Annotated in this window: 15 protein-coding genes; 9 read left to right on the forward strand and 6 right to left on the reverse strand. The window is 68.3% G+C overall.

What is annotated here, in order from left to right; all coding sequences use genetic code 11:
* Positions 1-27: 27 nt before the first annotated feature.
* From ACIA12_RS34780 to ACIA12_RS34790, 3 genes are read right to left on the reverse strand one after another with little or no spacing between them, the layout of a single operon-like run.
* Positions 28-1701, reverse strand: coding sequence for an alpha-amylase family protein (locus ACIA12_RS34780; protein WP_396371542.1), 1674 nt, complete (start codon positions 1699-1701; stop codon positions 28-30).
* On the reverse strand, positions 1698-2666 hold the full coding sequence (locus ACIA12_RS34785; protein WP_396371543.1) for a TIGR03885 family FMN-dependent LLM class oxidoreductase: 969 nt from the start codon (positions 2664-2666) through the stop codon (positions 1698-1700). The genes ACIA12_RS34780 and ACIA12_RS34785 overlap by 4 nt, the downstream gene beginning before the upstream one ends.
* A 36-nt stretch (positions 2667-2702) precedes the next feature.
* Entirely contained in the window at positions 2703-3407 is a 705-nt protein-coding gene (locus ACIA12_RS34790; protein WP_396371544.1) for a GAF and ANTAR domain-containing protein, read from the reverse strand.
* A gap of 257 nt (positions 3408-3664) precedes the next feature.
* Here ACIA12_RS34790 and ACIA12_RS34795 point away from each other — a divergent pair, with 257 nt between their 5' ends.
* The 6 genes from ACIA12_RS34795 to ACIA12_RS34820 all read left to right on the forward strand — a co-directional run bounded on the left by ACIA12_RS34795 (position 3665) and on the right by ACIA12_RS34820 (position 10517).
* Entirely contained in the window at positions 3665-4450 is a 786-nt protein-coding gene (locus ACIA12_RS34795; protein WP_396371545.1) for a S1 family peptidase, read from the forward strand.
* 148 nt (positions 4451-4598) lie between these two features.
* A complete protein-coding gene (locus ACIA12_RS34800) occupies positions 4599-6179 on the forward strand; it encodes a flavin monoamine oxidase family protein (RefSeq protein WP_396371546.1) in 1581 nt (526 codons plus the stop codon).
* Positions 6176-6829 (forward strand): Rid family hydrolase, encoded by a 654-nt coding sequence (locus ACIA12_RS34805; RefSeq protein WP_396371547.1) that lies wholly within the window; start codon positions 6176-6178, stop codon positions 6827-6829. The genes ACIA12_RS34800 and ACIA12_RS34805 overlap by 4 nt, the downstream gene beginning before the upstream one ends.
* A 31-nt stretch (positions 6830-6860) precedes the next feature.
* The gene (locus ACIA12_RS34810) at positions 6861-7664 is read left to right on the forward strand and encodes a MerR family transcriptional regulator (RefSeq protein ID WP_396371548.1); all 804 of its coding nucleotides are present in this window, start codon (positions 6861-6863) and stop codon (positions 7662-7664) included.
* A complete protein-coding gene (locus ACIA12_RS34815; protein ID WP_396371549.1) occupies positions 7661-10123 on the forward strand; it encodes a VIT domain-containing protein in 2463 nt (820 codons plus the stop codon). The genes ACIA12_RS34810 and ACIA12_RS34815 overlap by 4 nt, the downstream gene beginning before the upstream one ends.
* A gap of 16 nt (positions 10124-10139) precedes the next feature.
* Positions 10140-10517 (forward strand): cupin domain-containing protein, encoded by a 378-nt coding sequence (locus tag ACIA12_RS34820; RefSeq protein ID WP_396371550.1) that lies wholly within the window; start codon positions 10140-10142, stop codon positions 10515-10517.
* Here ACIA12_RS34820 and aceB read toward each other — a convergent pair.
* Genes aceB through ACIA12_RS34835 form a run of 3 tightly spaced genes read right to left on the reverse strand, consistent with a single transcriptional unit; the run spans position 10499 to position 13504 of the window.
* Complete coding sequence (gene aceB, locus ACIA12_RS34825) at positions 10499-12067, reverse strand: malate synthase A (RefSeq protein ID WP_396371551.1); 1569 nt, start codon at positions 12065-12067, stop codon at positions 10499-10501. The two genes, ACIA12_RS34820 and aceB, sit on opposite strands and share 19 nt — an antisense overlap.
* A 13-nt stretch (positions 12068-12080) precedes the next feature.
* Positions 12081-12944: an LLM class F420-dependent oxidoreductase gene (locus tag ACIA12_RS34830; protein WP_396371552.1), complete on the reverse strand. Its 864-nt coding sequence runs from the start codon at positions 12942-12944 to the stop codon at positions 12081-12083.
* Positions 12941-13504, reverse strand: coding sequence for a TetR/AcrR family transcriptional regulator (locus tag ACIA12_RS34835; RefSeq protein WP_396371554.1), 564 nt, complete (start codon positions 13502-13504; stop codon positions 12941-12943). The genes ACIA12_RS34830 and ACIA12_RS34835 overlap by 4 nt, the downstream gene beginning before the upstream one ends.
* Before the next feature lie 114 nt (positions 13505-13618).
* Between ACIA12_RS34835 and ACIA12_RS34840 the strand changes: the two genes are divergently transcribed.
* The 3 genes from ACIA12_RS34840 to ACIA12_RS34850 all read left to right on the forward strand — a co-directional run bounded on the left by ACIA12_RS34840 (position 13619) and on the right by ACIA12_RS34850 (position 16550).
* Positions 13619-14668: a glycosyltransferase gene (locus tag ACIA12_RS34840; protein ID WP_396371555.1), complete on the forward strand. Its 1050-nt coding sequence runs from the start codon at positions 13619-13621 to the stop codon at positions 14666-14668.
* Entirely contained in the window at positions 14652-15851 is a 1200-nt protein-coding gene (locus tag ACIA12_RS34845) for a hypothetical protein (protein WP_396371598.1), read from the forward strand. The genes ACIA12_RS34840 and ACIA12_RS34845 overlap by 17 nt, the downstream gene beginning before the upstream one ends.
* Positions 15852-15920: 69 nt before the next feature.
* Positions 15921-16550 (forward strand): hypothetical protein, encoded by a 630-nt coding sequence (locus ACIA12_RS34850; RefSeq protein ID WP_396371556.1) that lies wholly within the window; start codon positions 15921-15923, stop codon positions 16548-16550.
* Positions 16551-16555: the final 5 nt, after the last annotated feature.

Raw genomic sequence — 16555 nt, forward strand, 5'->3', positions numbered from 1 at the left:
CGCGTTGTCCTGTTGGACAACGCTCACTCAGACGAGGTATCTGTCCCCAGGCCGGAGGACGCGCAGCCAGCAGCAGCCGTAGCCCTCCACTCGATGACGCAGCGTGCCGTCGTTGTCGAGGTCAGTCGTCGCCCCGGTGAGAAGGTCGGCCACCCGTACGCCGACACCGGCGCCCGCGACGGCCAGGGTGATGTCGGCGGGCTCGGCGGAGAAGTTGTGCAGCGCGATCACCGTGCCGTTCTCGCAGTCCGACCGATGCGCGAAGACCGACGGTGCCTCGTGCTCGAGAATGGTGCACTCGCCCCAGGACAGCTCGGGGCACTCCCGGTAGCGCCGGGTCAGGAGCTTGATCCAGTTCAGCAGCGAGTCGGGGTCCTGGCGTTGCGCGGCCACGTTGACGTGCTCGGGGGACAGCTCGCCCTCGACCACCAGCCCGGCCAGATTGTCGGGATCGGCCGTGGAGAAGCCGCCGGTCGGGCCGGTGGTCCACTGCATCGGGCTCCGTACGGCGTTCCGCCCGTCGGCCGCCAGGTTCTCGCCCATGCCGATCTCCTCGCCGTAGAACAGCACCGGCGTACCGGGCAGGGAGAACAGCAGGCTGTAGACCATCTTGATCCGGGCCTGGTCGTTGCCGAGCATCCCCGGGAGGCGGCGGCGCAGCCCGCGACCGTAGAGCTGCATGTCCTCCTCCGGGCCGAACGCGTCGAAGACCTCCTGCCGCTCGTCCTTGGTCAGCTTGTCCAGGGTCAGCTCGTCATGGTTGCGGACGAAGGTCCCCCACTGCGCCTCCTCCGGTGGCTCGGGCCGCTCGCGCAGCGCTTTGACCAGCTCCGCGGGGTTGTTGCGGGCCAGGGAGAGGTACAGCCTCTGCATGCCGATGAAGTCGAAGCACATCGTCAGCTCGTCGCCGTCCTCGTCACCGAAGAAGGTCCGGGTGTCCTTGTACGACAGGTTCACCTCACCGAGCAGCACTGCCTGCCCGTCCCGCCGGCTCATGAAAGCGCGCAGGTCACGCAGGTAGTCGTGCGGGTCGGCCAGGTTCGCGGCGTCCGTCGCGCCGCTGGTGTCCAGCAGGAAGGGCACGGCGTCGACCCGGAAGCCGGACAGCCCCAGCCGCAGCCAGAAGCCGATGATCTTCAGGATCTCCTCGCGCACCGCCGGGTTCGCGATGTCGAGATCGGGCTGATGCTTGTAGAACTGGTGCAGGTAGTACTGGCCGGCCTGTTCGTCGTACTGCCACAGGCTGTCCTCCTGGTCCGGGAACACGATCCCCTCGTGCTGGTTCGCCGGCGGCTCGTCGCGCCAGACATACCAGTCCCGGTACGGCGAGGTGCGCGACGCCCGGGCGCTCTGGAACCACGGATGCTGGTCGGACGTGTGGTTCACCACCAGATCCGCGATCACCCGGATTCCCCGGTCCTGCGCCAGCGTGATCAGCTCGACCAGATCACCGTGCGTACCGAGCCTGGAGTCCACTCCGTAGAAGTCGGTGATGTCGTATCCGTCGTCCCGATCCGGCGTCGGATAGAACGGCATCAGCCACAGGCACGTCACGCCGAGCTCGTGCAGGTGGTCGATCCGTTGCGACAGTCCGCGGATGTCCCCGCGGCCGTCGCCGTCGGTGTCGAAGAAGGTCTCGATGTCCAGGCAGTAGACGACGGCGTTCTTCCACCAGACGTCAGCGGTCTCGGTCAGTCTCACGGACGGGTCACCTCCAGTTGGGGCAGTACTTTGTCGCCGAACACGTCGATGAACTCCTCCTGCTCCTGGCCGACGTGATGCAGATAGATCGCGTCGAACCCCAACCCGGCGTACGAGTTGAGCCAGTCCGCGTGCCGCGCCGGGTCGGACGAGATCCGCACGGCCTGGTGCATCGCCTCGGGCCGAACATGCTCGGCTGCTTGGTCGAACGCCTCGGCAGTCTCGGTGTCCCAGCAGAACGGCGGCGAGAACACGTTGGTCCGCCACTGCTCGTGCGCGATCCGCATCGCCTCGGCCTCGTCCGGGTGATAGCTCAGATGCACCTGCAGGCAGACCTTCCCGCGACCGCCGTTGTCCTTGTACGCCGAGATCATCCGGCGCAACTGGTCGTCCTCGGCCGGGACCGTGATCATCCCGTCGGCCCACTTGGCGCATCTCTCCGCAGTCGCCGTCGAGACCGCCGCACCGAGCAACGCGGGCGGCTCGGCCGGCAACGTCCACAGCCTCGCCCGGTCGACCGTGATGAGCCCGTCGTGGCTCACTTCCTCACCCTGCAGGAGTTTCCGTATCACCTCGACGGACTCTTCCAGCCGCTGCTGGCGGACCTCCTTGCGCGGCCAGCGGTCGCCGGTGATGTGCTCGTTGCTCGCCTCGCCGGTGCCGAGCGCTGCCCAGAACCGGCCCGGATACATCGACGCGAGCGTGCCGATCGCTTGCGCGATGATCGCCGGGTGGTAGCGCTGACCGGGCGCGTTGACGACACCGAAGGACAGCTCGGTGGCCTGGAGCGCGGCGCCGAGCCAGGACCACGCGAACCCCGACTCACCCTGGCGGGTGCTCCAGGGACTGAAGTGGTCGGAACACATCGCCGCCGTGAACCCGGCCTGCTCGGCCCGTACCACCGCCTTCAGCAGGTCGGCGGGCGGGACCTGTTCGTGCGAGGCATGGAAGCCGTAGACAGTCATGGCTTCCCGTGCCCATGTGGCGCGGGGTTACACGGTCTACTGCCGGGAGAGGTCGTTCGTCTGCTGGACCAGCGCCTTGGCGATGGCGTTGAGCTTGGTGTTGCTGGTCTGGGAGAGCCGGGTGAGGAAGGCGAAGGCCCGGTCGGAGTCGAGCTTGTAGCGCTCCATCACGATGCCGACCGCCTGGCCGATCAGGTTGCGGGTGGCGAGCGCCTCGGTCAGGGTGCGGTCTTGGCGGTCCCAGCCCATCGCGATGGCGACCTGGCCGGCGAACATGCTGCCGAGCTGGACCGAGTCCTCGTCGATCGCGTTCGGCTCCAGCGCGTACAGGTTGAGCGCGCCGCGGACATGCGGCTCGGCCCGGAACTGGAACGCGACCTGCGAACCGAAACCGAGCGCCGCCGCCTTCGGACCGAAATCCGGCCAGCGCGGGTCGGCGGCGAGGTCGTCCACCGCGACCACCGGCTCCGCGACGGCCGCGTCGAGGCACGGGCCCTCACCCAGCTCGTACTGGAGGTGGTCCGCGCGGGTGACCAGCGGACCGGTCGGCGCCAGCGTCTCGATCCGGCCGTCCTTGGTGGTGATCGAGATACTCGCCTCGACGATGCCCGGAATGGTGTCCACCGTGCAGCGGGTGATCACCTGCAGCGTCTCGTCCAGATCACTCGGCCCGGTCATCGCGGCCGCGACCTCGGTCATCGCCGCGGCGATCTCCAGATGTGCGGACTGTTCGTCGATCATCATCAGCTCCTTGCCGGAAGCCGATCTTCCCCCCGGGAACTCGGCGCTCTTGGTCCCCAGTGTGCGTCATGGATCCAGCAATGAGGCGACCCCGGCGCTGGTTTCCTCAACGCCGGGGCCTGGAGGTTGTGGGACCTCGAGTTCCGACAACCTCTTGACCGCCCTGTGCCCTTACTCCGCAGACCTATGCACGATCCGGACCCGACCTGCCTGATGACTTACCGCATTCACGCCAACACGTGCAGTAGGTTCGGCCCATGTTGAAGCGTGCTGCGGCCATCGCCAGCGTCCTCCTGCTCGTCACCGCGAGTGCGGCGACTGCTTCGGACGGCCATGACCACGAGCTGATCGTCGGGGGAACGCTGGCCAGCACCACCGAAGCGCCGTGGGCGATCGCCCTGACCAACTCCAACTCCGCCGAGGCGACCGGCCGGTACTGCGGCGCCGCCCTGGTCAGCGCGAACAAGATCATCACCGCCGCCCACTGCATGATCCAGCCCGCCTCGACTTACACCGCGATCCAGGGCCGGCCGGACCTGACCGACACCAGTGTCGGCCGCACCTCCGGCATCAAGTCGATCTGGGTCCACCCTGGTTACAACCACGACCAGAACCGCTACGACTTCGCCGTCCTCACGCTGAGCCGGCCGCTCACCGGCGTACCGGTCCTGCCGCTGGAGACGAATCCGAAGGCCGACCGCAAGGGCGCGGTACCGACCGTCTACGGCTGGGGCGACACGCAGGACACGGGCCCCGCCGACACCCTCGAGAAGCTGGCCGTCCCCGACCTGGGCGACGCGGCCTGCCTGGCCAACAAGGAGTACACCGCCAACGGCTACTCCGCTCCCACCAACATCTGCGCCGGCTACCCCGAAGGCGGCCGCGACGCCTGCCAAGGCGACTCCGGCGGCCCCCTCGTCCTCAACGGGCGCCTGCTGGGCACCGTCTCCTGGGGCAAAGGCTGCGCCGAACCCGGCTACCCCGGCGTCTATGCCCAGATCTCCTCAGCAGCGAAAACCCTCCAAGCGCAGCTCGCCAAGTAACGCGGCAGACCTGCCACGCCCACAGGGTCGTTAATACGTAACATTACTGTCGCGATCGCCGCCAAGAACTCACAGCGCCGATACGGCTGGGAAACACTTTGTCCTTACCTTTCTAGGCAACCCCACCCGCCTAGTGAGGAGTTGGCACATGCCCCAGACCCGACGGCAGTTCCTGCAACAGGTCGGCATCACCGGTGGAGCCGGTGTCTTGTACTCGACGATGGGCGCGCTCGGCCTGACCACCGCCGCGGAGACCCCGGCCTTCGCAGCGCCGACGCGCAATGACCTGAACGGACGCGGCAAGAAGCACATCGTCATCCTCGGCGCCGGGATCGCCGGTCTGACCTCGGCGTACGAACTCGGCAAGGCCGGGTACCAGGTGACGCTGCTGGAGGCCCGGCAGCGGCCGGGCGGACGGAACTGGACCGTCCGCGGCGGTACCGAAGAGAAGGATCTGCACGGCAACACGCAGCGGGCCAGATTCTCCAAGGGCCAGTACATGAACGCCGGCCCCGGCCGCATCCCGCAGCATCACGTGACGCTGGACTACTGCCGCGAACTCGGCGTGGCGATCGAGCCGTTCGTCAACCAGAACGCCGATGCCTATCTCTACCGCGAGGGCGCCACTTCCCTGTCGAACAAGGCGATCCGGCATCGGACGGCGAAGGCCGACGTCTACGGCTATGTCTCCGAGTTGCTTGCCAAGGCGACCGATCAGGGCGCGCTCGACAGCCTGTTGACGCCGACCGACAAGGAGGCGCTGATCGGCTTCCTCAGCAGTTTTGGTGCCATTGGCAACAAAGCGGCCGGCTTCGGGTACACGGGCGCCGATGGGCGGCGCGGGTACGAGGTTGAACCTGGCGCCGGGTTGGAGGGTGGCCGGACCGCGTCGCCGTACGGGCTGAGTGATGTGCTGGCCAGCGGGGTCGGGAACTACTTCTCGTTCGAGTTCGGCTGGGACCAGGCGATGATGATGTTCCAGCCGGTCGGCGGGATGGACCGGATCCCGTACGCGTTCGAGCGGGCGATCGGCCGGGAGAAGTTCGTCTACGGCGCGAAGGTGCTCGGGTTGCGCAACACGTCGGCCGGCGTCTCGGTGGTCTACAGCAGCGGCGGCAAACCTCGTGAGATCAAGGCCGACTACGCGATCTGCGCGCTGCCACCGCACATCGCGGCGACCGTGCCGTCGAACCTGCCGGGCGAGATCATCAGCGCTCTGCAGTACGCGAAACCGACCAACGCAGGCAAGATCGGGATCGAGTACGGGCGGCGCTGGTGGGAGCTCGACCACCGGATCTACGGCGGGATCACGAACAGCAATCTGGACCTGGTGAACATGTGGTATCCGTCGACCGGTTTCCACGGCGAGCGCGGGACGATGATCGGCTACTACAACACGGGCGCCAACGCTACGGCGTACGGGGCACTCAGCCCGGCCGCGCGGCTCGAGCGAGCTGTTGCCCAGGGCATCAAAATCCACGGCGACGGTTACGGCAAGGACATCAAGGCATCGTTTTCGGTGGACTGGGCGGGGACGGAGTACTCGCGCGGCTCGTGGGTCGGCTGGCCGTCGCAGACCGACGGCGTCTACGCGAAGCTGCTCGAACCGACCGGCAACATCTACTTCGCCGGCGACCACCTCACCCACACCATCGCCTGGCAGCACGGCGCGATGGTCTCCGCCCGGGCGACCGTGACTGCCCTGCACAGCAAGGTGATGAGCCGATGAAGAAACGTCTGATTGCCGGCGTTGCCATTGTTGCCCTGTCCTTCACGGCCGGTACTGCGAGCGCCGACGTCTGGTGGGATCGGCCGAAACCGCCGCGGCCCGGCACCGTCGTACCGGCTCTGCCTGCCGGTCAGGCGAATCCGTTGATCGCCACTGGTGTGGGGATCGGCGCCGACACCCCGATCTACAAGACGAGCGGGCTCGGGCCGTCCGCGTTGAACACCGACGCTCCGGCGGGGAGCGAGGCGTCGTACGTCGACACTGTCATCTTCCCCGGTGGCGTGCTGCCGGCCGGCGTCACGATCACCGAAGCCCAGGGAATCAACGCCTTGCGCCGGATCGGCGAGAACCTCAAGGCGGTCGGGCTCTCGTACTCCGACGTCTACACGATGCGCGTCTTCCTGCAGAACCCGGCGGGCGCCCCAGCCGCCGACTTCGCCGGCTGGAACCGGGCATACCGCCAGTACTTCGCCAACACCGACCTCACCACCGGCCAATTCGTCCCCGTACCCCTGGGCACCGCCGCCCCCGCGCGACCTTTCGTCATCAACAAGTCCCGCCCCTCCCGCTTCGCCCTCGAGATCGAGAACCTCCCCGTAGCCGGCTGGCTCGTCGAGGTGGAGGTGGACGCCGCCTACCCCAAACGTTGACACTGTCATATAACAGTGTCATGATCCGTCCATGGAACTGTGGACCCTCAGTGAGTTGGCGGAACGGGTAGAAGCGGCACTGGCCGACTACCCGGGCCAGGCCAATGGCCGTGTGCGCGCGGTTCCCGATCAGCGGGCGATCCGCTGGTACACGACGACCGGCCTAATCGATCGGCCGGCGGAGATGCGCGGCCGTACCGCCCTGTACGGCCGCCGCCATCTGCTGCAACTGGTAGCCATCAAACGCCGCCAGTCCCAAGGCCACACCCTCGCCCAAATCCAATCCGAACTAGCCGGCGCCCCCAACCAAACCCTCGAACCCATAGCAGCCCTCCCCAACCCCCTCCCGCCCGCGCCACGCGGTGCGGGCGTGGCAGCCAACGCGATACCCGAGCCGACAGCACCCGGCGGTGCGATGGCCGAGCCGGTCGCGGCTGCGCCGGCGAGCCAGCCCGCCTTGCCCCGCGCCCGCTTCTGGGCAGACCGCTCCCCCGGGGCCATCCCCGCCGACGCCGCGCCCGGCGAGACCCCTCGGCGCGCTACCGCTCCGCTCGGTGCGGCGGACCACGACGTGCTCGCCGCCGCCGGTGCCCCGGACACCGCTCACCGTCTCGCTGCCGCCTCGGCGCGCGACCTTCTTCCCGCGACCTCCGGCGCGATAGCGCCGGAGGTCGCGGTGATGGGGGCTTTCCGGCTTGCTGAGGGTGTGACTGTGGTGCTGGATCACGGGGTGGGCGAACTAGATGCCGAGCGGCTTGCTGCTGCGGCTGCTCCGTTCCTTGCTGAGTTGAGGCGGCAGGGGCTTCTTTCTCGATCGTCAGGAGACGAGTCATGACTGTTCTGCCCACCCTCCGACCCGACGAGTTGGAAGCGGTCTCTGATGCGGGGCTCGGTAGTTTGCAGACCGAGCGGGGGAATCTTCCGCTGGAGAGCATCGACGTGCAGACCACCATCACAGGGCTGGTCGCGCGGACCGTATTGACGCAGGGTTTCCAGAATCCTCATGAGGTGGCGCTGGAAGCGACGTACATCTTCCCGTTGCCCCCGCGCGCCGCGGTGACCGGATTGCGAATGACTGCTGACGGCCGCACCGTCGAGGCTGAGCTGCAGGAGCGTGCCCAGGCGCGCGAGACCTACGACCAAGCAATTGCAGCCGGCCAGCGTGCGTCGATCGCAGAGGAGGAGCGGCCCGACATCTTCACCCTTCGCGTCGGCAACATCGTCCCGGGCGAGCGGGTGTCGGTGCAGCTCACCCTGGTCGGCCCCCTCCCCTACGAGGACGGCGAAGCGACGTACCGGCTCCCGCTCGTCGTCGCCCCGCGCTACATCCCCGGTACGCCGATCAGCGGACCCTCCGTCGGCGACGGAGTCATCCCCGACACGGACGCAGTACCGGACGCCTCCCGTATCACCCCACCGATCCTGCTCCCCGGCTTCCCGAACCCCGTCCGCCTGAGTATCAGCGCCGACATCGACCCCGCCGGCCTGCCCCTCAACGGCATCCGCTCCAGCCTGCACGCGATCGCCACCGAGCAAGGCGACCGCCAGACCACCGTCACCATCAACCCAGGCGAGCGCGTCGACCGCGACTTCATCCTCAGGCTCGCGTACGGCGAACCCGAGGCAACCGCCACCGCCTTCACCACCCAACCCGACCAGCACCTCGTCGACGGCCAGCCAGCAGGCGAGTCCGAAGGCACCTTCGAGCTGACCGTCCTGCCTCCGCTCGAAACCACCCAGACCAGACCACGCGACGTCGTCCTCGTCCTGGACCGATCCGGCAGCATGAGCGGCTGGAAGATGGTCGCCGCCCGTCGCGCGGCCGCCCGGATCGTCGACACCCTGACCGCGACCGACCGCTTCGCCGTACTCAGCTTCGACACTGTCATCGAGCGCCCGACCGACCTGCCGTCAGACGCGTTGGCCGACGGCACCGACCGCAACCGCTTCCGCGCCGTCGAGCACCTCGCCGGCCTCACCGCTCGCGGCGGCACCGAAATGTTCACCCCGCTCCAAGAAGCCGCCCGCCTGCTCGGCGAGAACGACGGCAAACGCGACCGCGTCCTCGTCCTGGTGACCGATGGACAGGTAGGCAACGAGGACCAGCTTCTCGCTGGACTGGCCACCCCGCTGGCCGGCGTACGGATCCACACCGTCGGTATCGACCAGGCCGTCAATGCCGGCTTCCTCGGTCGGCTGGCCGGGCTCGGCGGCGGCCGGTGCGAACTGGTCGAGAGCGAGGACCGCCTCGACGAAGCACTCGACCGCATCCACCTCAGGATCGGTACGCCGCTGCTCACCAGCCTCACCCTCACCGCTGACGGTCTCACCCTGCTCGACGACACCATCAGCCCCGCCCGGATGCCGAACGCCTTCGCCGGCGTCCCGCTCGTACTCCGCGGCCGCTACCGAGGCACCCCCGAAAACGCCAGAGCCCACCTCCACGGCCTCACCCCCGCCGGCGAGCCCTGGCAGGTGACGATCCCAGCTGTCCAAACCGAAGGCGCCGCAGCCCCCGTCTGGGCTCGCAGCCACCTGCGCGATCTCGAAGACCGCTACGTCACCGCCAGCGACACGTTCGGCGGCACCTCAACAGATCTCGAAGCGCTGGAACACCAGATCGTCGCGGTCTCCCTGAAGCACCACGTCCTGTGCCGCTTCACGGCTCTCGTCGCCGTCGACTCCAGGGTCGTCGCGGAAGGCGGCCCCAAGCACCGCGTCACCCAACCCGTGGAACTCCCTGCCGGCTGGGACGCCCGCCAACTCGCCATGCCCGCGCCACCCGCCGGCTTCGCCGCAGCCGCCTTCGCCCCCCAAGTCCTCAACGCCATGGGCTCAGCTCCCGGAGGCGCCCCGGCCCCAATACCCGTCCACGAGCAAGCACACCGAGGCCGGGCTTTCGGTGGCGGACCAGGCATCTTCTCCCGCAGCTCGAAACGCGTAGCGGCGAGCCGTGCCGACTTCGACGAGCCGGCCGGAGCAGACCCGCTGGTCGAAGCCCGCGCTCAAGCAGCCGGCGAAGCGCAACTCCTCCGCTCAGCCGGTACGCCGACCGCCGCGCAACGCCGCGTCATCCTGTCCGACCTCGCCACCCGCCTGGAAGCCGTACTCCGAAACGTCGAAGCCACCAAGCTCCACACCCTCATCACCACCCTGAAGTCCCTGGACACCACCCCCCTCGACGCCGCCCAGCTCGACGCGCTCTGGGCGGAAACCCTGCAAGCCCTCGACGAGTTCGCCGGCACCACAGCCCCCGCAAAAGCACCCACCAGGGATTTCTGGAAACGGTCCTGAGCGGCAGACTGATCCCATGAGCGAGCCTGTGCGGGTGATCCGGGAGGTCGAGCTGGTGGCGACCGACCCGACCAGTGGAATGCTTCGCAAGAAGGCGTTCGAGCTGCCGATCCTGTGGGCCGGGCGGGTCGAGACCCAGCCCGGCGCCATCTCCGGCTGGCATCACCACGATCGCAACGAGACCAGCCTGTACGTCGTGTCGGGCATCCTCCGGCTGGAGTTCGACGGCGGCGAGGGCTACCTGGACGCCGAGGCCGGCGACTTCATCCACGTCCCGGCCTTCACCATCCACCGCGAGAGCAATCCCACCGACGAGGTCTCCGTCGCTGTGATCGCTCGCGCGGGTGGCGGCATCCCGACCGTGAACGTCGAGGACTACTTGAAGCGCTCGTAGGCCGGCAGCGTCAGGAAGTCCACGTACTCGTCGGCGAGTGCCACCGCGAGGAAGGTCTCGCGAGCGGTGGCAAAACGTGCTGGATCATCAAGCTTGGCGATCTCCTCGTCGGCGAGCTTGGTGACGAGGTCGGTGGTGACCGTGGCGCCGCTGTCCAGGACGACGTTGTTCTGCCGCCACTGCCAGATCTGCGAGCGCGAGATCTCGGCGGTGGCCGCGTCCTCCATCAGGTTGAAGATGCCGACCGCACCGGTGCCTTCGAGCCAGGCGGCCAGGTACTGGATCGCCACGCTGATGTTGTTTCGCAGGCCCGCCTCGGTCACCGAGCCGGGCGTCGAGGCGACGTCCAGCAACTGCTCGGCGGTCACGTGCACGTCCTCGCGCAGTACGTCGAGCTGGTTCGGCCGGTCACCCAGCACCGAACTGAAAACCGCCTTGCACGTCTCGACCATGCCCGGGTGCGCGACCCACGACCCGTCGAAGCCGTCGCCCGCCTCGCGCGTCTTGTCCGCCTCGACCTTCGCGAACGCCTGCTCGTTGACCGCCGGATCCTTGCTCGGGATGAACGCCGCCATCCCGCCGATCGCGTGCGCACCGCGCTTGTGGCAGGTCCGGACGAGCAACTCCGTGTACGCCCGCATGAACGGCACCGTCATCGTCACCGAGTTGCGGTCCGGCAGCTGGAAGTCCGCGCCACGGGTCCGGTACGTCTTGATCACCGAGAACATGAAGTCCCAGCGCCCCGCGTTCAACCCGGCCGAGTGCTCGCGCAGCTCGTACAGGATCTCCTCCATCTCGAACGCCGCCGGGTACGTCTCGATCAGCACGGTCGCCCGGATCGTGCCGCGCGGCAGCCCGAGGAAGTCCTGGGCCAGGACGAACGCGTCGTTCCACAGCCGCGCCTCGAGGTGCGACTCCATCTTCGGCAGGTAGTAGTACGGCCCGGCGCCACGGTCGAGCTGCAGTTGTCCACAGGCGACCAGATACAACGCGAAGTCGACCAACGACCCCGAAGTCCGCTCACCGTCGACCAGCAGATGCTTCTCCGGCAGATGCCAGCCGCGCGGCCGGACCACGATCGTCGCCAGCTCCTCGTCGGGCTTCAGCGCGTAGGTCTTGCCGGCCTCTGACGTGAAGTCGATCTTGCGGGTGACCGCGTCGAGCAGGTTGAGCTGCCCGCCGACGACGTTCTCCCAGGTCGGCGTGTTCGCGTCCTCCTGGTCGGCCAGCCAGACCTTCGCGCCCGAGTTGAGCGCGTTGATGGTCATCTTCCGGTCGGTCGGCCCGGTGATCTCCACCCGCCGGTCGACCAGCCCCGGAGCCGCCTCCGCCACCCGCCACGACGGGTCCTCGCGGACCGCCTTCGTCTCCTCCAGGAACCCGAGCGACCCACCGGCCGCGATCTCCGCCTGCCGCGCCTGCCGTCGCTCCAGCAACTCCAGCCGGCGCGGGTTCAGCTCCCGGTGCAGGAGCCCGATCAGCTCCAGCGCCCGCTCGCTCAGGATCTCGTCGTAGCGCTCACCCATCGGCCCGGTGACGTCCACAGACACAGCGGATCTCCCATCAGCCCCGCAACAGCGGCAGGACGTCTCGTAGTACGGCGGCATGCTCCTCGGGTTTCCCGAGACCCATGTTCATCGTATTCACCCCGAGATGCGTCGCCCCCAGCTCCCGCCATCCCTCGACGAAATCAGGCCATTCCTTCTCCGGTACGGCACCCAGAGTCAGCCTCGCCTCGAACCCGATCTCCGCCGGATCGCGGCCGGCCTCCACCGCACTCGACCTGACCAGCTCGACCTGCCGACGCGCCTCAGCGGTCGGCGGGCTCTGCGGCATCCAGCCGTCACCGATCCGGCCGGTACGGCGTAGTACCGCGTCCGCCCCGCCGCCGAACCAGACCGGAATGCGCCGACGCGGGGGCAACGGGTTCAGCCCCGCCTCGACGACCTTCTCGTGCCGGCCCTCAGCCGAGATGACCGGCTTGGCCCAGAGCTTCCGCAGCAACTCGACCTGCTCGGTCAACCGGGCGCCACGCCGCTCGAAGGGCACCCCGAGCGCCTCGTACTCGACCGCGTTCCACCCGATGCCCACTCCCAGCCGCAGTCGCCCGCCGCTCAGTACGTCGACCTCGGCCGCCTGCTTCGCGGCCAGCGCGGTCTGGCGCTGCGGGAGGACCAGTACGCCGGTGACGAGCTCCAGCGTCGTCGTGATGGCCGCCATGTACCCGAAGAGCACGAAGACCTCATGGAACAGCGACTTGTCCGTGTACCCGGTCCAGCCCGGCCTGTTGGCGGGGTCGGCGCCGAGCACGTGGTCATAGGCGAGCGCATGTGTGTACCCAGCCGCCTCGACCGTCTCGGTCCAGTCCCGGACGACGCCCGGATCGGCACCGATCTCGAGCTGCGGAAAGATGGCACCGATTCTCACGAGGCAACTCCCTTGAGCAGATCGACCAGGCCTTGAACGGCTAGTTCGAACGGCTGGTCCGACCCGTCCGCCCGCGCCAGTACATACCCACCCTGCAGCACGGCCGCGATGGTGGCTGCTGTCCGCTCCGGGTCCAGCGACGCCGGATACTCGCCCGACTTCTTGCCCTCAGCAACGATCTCGGCGAGCCGGGCGCGGAGCCAGGCGAAGGTCTCGGCGACCGGCGCGCGCAGTACCGGATCGGCGATGACGTCCGGGTCGGCGGTCAGCCGGCCCATCCGGCAGCCCTTGAGCACCTCGCGATCGCGCTCGAGATAACTCGTGATCCGGGAGGTCGCCGTACCGGTGCCTGCGAACTGCTCCGACGCGGCTTCCCGCAGCTCCGCGCCGGACCGCTCGATGGCGGCTTTGGCGAGCTCGGCCTTGCCGCTGAAGTGGTGGTACATGCTGCCCTGACCGGCCTCGGCGGCGAGCTGGATCGCCTTCGGGCTGGTACCGACATAGCCCCGTTCCCAGAGCAATTCCTGGGTACTCCGGATCAACCGTTCCGCTGTCTCCACCTCGCCACTGTACCCACGCGTAGGTACAGGAATCCGGACTGCACTGTTACCAGTACGTTTCCCGACACAGCCGACCTCACGCGGGGTACCCATGTACAGATATTGTCTGGCGGCATGGGCACCAGGGTCGCGATCGCCGTCATCACCTTTCGGCGACCCGCGCTGCTGGAAGCGCTGCTCGACAGCCTGCTCGCCCAGGAACTTCCGGCCGAAGAGGATTACACCGTCCGGATCATCGTCGTCGACAACGACGACGAGGGCAGCGCCACCGAGGTGATCGAGCGCGCGGCCAAGGACGGCCGCTACCCGGTCGAGGCGGCGATGGAACCGGAGCCGGGAATCCCGTTCGCCCGGGAGAAGTCGGTCCTGCTCGCCTGGGACGACGACGCGCTGATCTTCGTCGACGACGACGAGGTGGCTCCGCCCGGCTGGCTCGCCACCCTGCTGCGCGCCTGGCGCTCGACCGGCGCCGACGTTGTCACCGGCCCGGTCCGGGGCATCCTGCCACCCGGCGCGCCGGCCTGGAACCGGCACAGCGACGTCCACGACTCCACCGGCCGGCACCAGACCGGCGACCCGCGGAACAAGGCGTACACGAACAACACCCTGGTCGCCCAGCACGTCTACCACTCGGTGACGCCCAGCTTCCATCCCGCCTTCCGCTACACCGGCTCCAGCGACCTGCACTTCTTCCTCCGCGTGCACCGCGCCGGGTACCGGATCGTCTGGTGCGAGGAAGCCCAGATTCACGAACATGTGCCACCGTCCCGGACGACCCTGTCCTGGCTGGTCCGCCGCGCCTTCCGCTCAGGTAGCGGCGACACCATCAGCCGACTGCTGATCCGGCCGGGCGTGCGCGGCTACGTCCTGGTACTGGCCTATTCTTTGGCCCGGATCGTGTCGGCGCTGGGCTTCGGCCTGGGCGGCCTGGTGTCGCTCCGGAAGGCCTACCTGCTGAAGGCCGTCCGCCGGTTCTTCTCCGGCATCGGCAGCCTCGCGGGGATAGTAGGGATCAACCATGACGAGTACCGGGAGAGGCACCATCCTGACGGTGACGACGGTCTGCCAGGCGATCTGGAAGGCCGAGCGGGAGCTGGACCTGCTGACCTGGCAGATCGACGGCGTACGTCCGTGGCCGATCATCCGGATGCGCATCTTCCATGAGCTGACCCGGCGCAGCGGCCTGCACGGCGACCCCCACCCGGTACGCCGTACCCGCGCCGACCAGGTCCGTCTCGTCGGCAAGCATGTCGCCGGTACCGTCACCCGCAACCCGTTCCTGGCCCGCGGCTCGTACGACGCCCTGGTGGTCCCGCACCCCCGCAAGCCCGGCGGCATCGAGATCTACACCGACTCACTGCGTGCGGCGCTCGGCGACTCGGCACTGGTCCTCGACTCGGGGATCAACGGGACGCCGCTGCCGGGGAGCGTCAATCTCGACTTCTTCACCTCGGCGGCCGGCGCTGTCCGCAGCCGGCGTGTGCATGCCCGCTGCGCCGAGATCGCGTCGGCATTGGAGAGCGAGACGGGCATCAAGGTCCCGGTCGCTGCACTGGTCGCTCGCGAGGTCCCGAAACACGCTCGGCTGCGGGCGATCTATCGCACGCTGCTCAAGCGCCGCCGGATCAAGACCGTGTACGTCGTGGTCGCGTACTTCCACCAGCACATCGTCGGGGCCGCCCGCGACCTCGGCATCCGCGTCGTCGAACTCCAGCACGGCGCGATCAGCCCGTACCACCTCGGCTACAGCTATCCCGGCCGTCCCGACGTGGCCGACCAGCCCGACGAGCTCTGGTGCTTCGGCTCGTACTGGACCGACGTCGCCGAGCTACCGGCGGGGATGAAGGCCGAGGTGTCCGGCGCCTCCTTCATCTCCCCGCTGTCGGCAACCGAGCTGGCGGCCAAGGACCCGCGCCTGGTCGTCTTCCTTTCCCAAGGCACCACCGGCCCGGCACTCCTCTCCTATGCAGCCACGCTGGCCAGTGCCCGGCCAGACTTGGACGTGGCCTTCCACCTGCACCCGAGCGAGCGCAGTACGGACTATGCCGTTCCTAGCGGCGTCCGGCTGTCGTCGGGCAACACGCTGGCCCTACTGGCGGCTGCGACGTACCAGGTCGGCGTCTCCACCACTGCCCTCTTCGAGGGCATGCTGCTCGGCTGCCGGACCGCGGTCGCCAACCTGCCCGGCCATGAGTACCTGGACCCCGCCATCGCTCGCGGCGACTCGGTCCTGATCCCCACCCCGGAGGCCCTCGCGCCTGCTCTCGGGAGCTTGCCCAGAGCATCCACGCCGACGAGCTACTACGCCCCGAAGAAAAACCTGATCGGCCGTCAACCTTTCGGCTAGCGACGTCGTCTCAGTCTGTGCAGGGCCGAGGGGGTGCTGCCGAGACTGACACAAGGGGTTTGGGGAATCATGAACAAGAAGATCAAGCTGGCCGTTTCCGCTGCCACCGCAGGGATCGCGGCCGTCGGCGCCGCCGGAGCGATGCTGCTCGGCGCGCTGCCGAGCAACGCGGCAACCACGCACAATGTTGCCGCCGGCAACGCCACCGGCCTCAAGCCGTCCAGCCTGAGCTTCGTCAACGCCCGCTGGTTCTGCATGGAGGGGAACTGGTTCGGCGGCAAGGACTGCCACATCGGCGCGGTCGTGCCGAAGGGGTGGAAGGTGACCTCGCTCAACCACAGCGACGCGAAGTTCACGCCCCGGTCCGGGTCGTACTTCCTCCGCGTGGCCCAGGGCCCGTACAACCTGAGCACCAGGCAGGCCGTCGCGCAGAAGCAGAAGGCGCTGAAGAACACCAAGAACCTGAAGATCCAGGGCGTGGCCACCGCCCGCTCGGGCCGGGTCGTGTACTCCACGATCGTGTACACCTACACCGACGCCGCCAACCACACCCGCTGGGTGGCGACCCGCTTCCAGGACGCGTACGGCGACGGCAGCTCCGCCGGCGTCGAGCTCACCGTCGCCGGCACCGTCGCAGACAAAGCAGGCCTGACCACCGTCCTCGCCCGCGCCACCACCTCAGCCTTCCTGGCCGGCTGATCCGC

Source organism: Kribbella sp. NPDC051620 (genome assembly GCF_044453825.1).
GTDB lineage: Bacteria > Actinomycetota > Actinomycetes > Propionibacteriales > Kribbellaceae > Kribbella.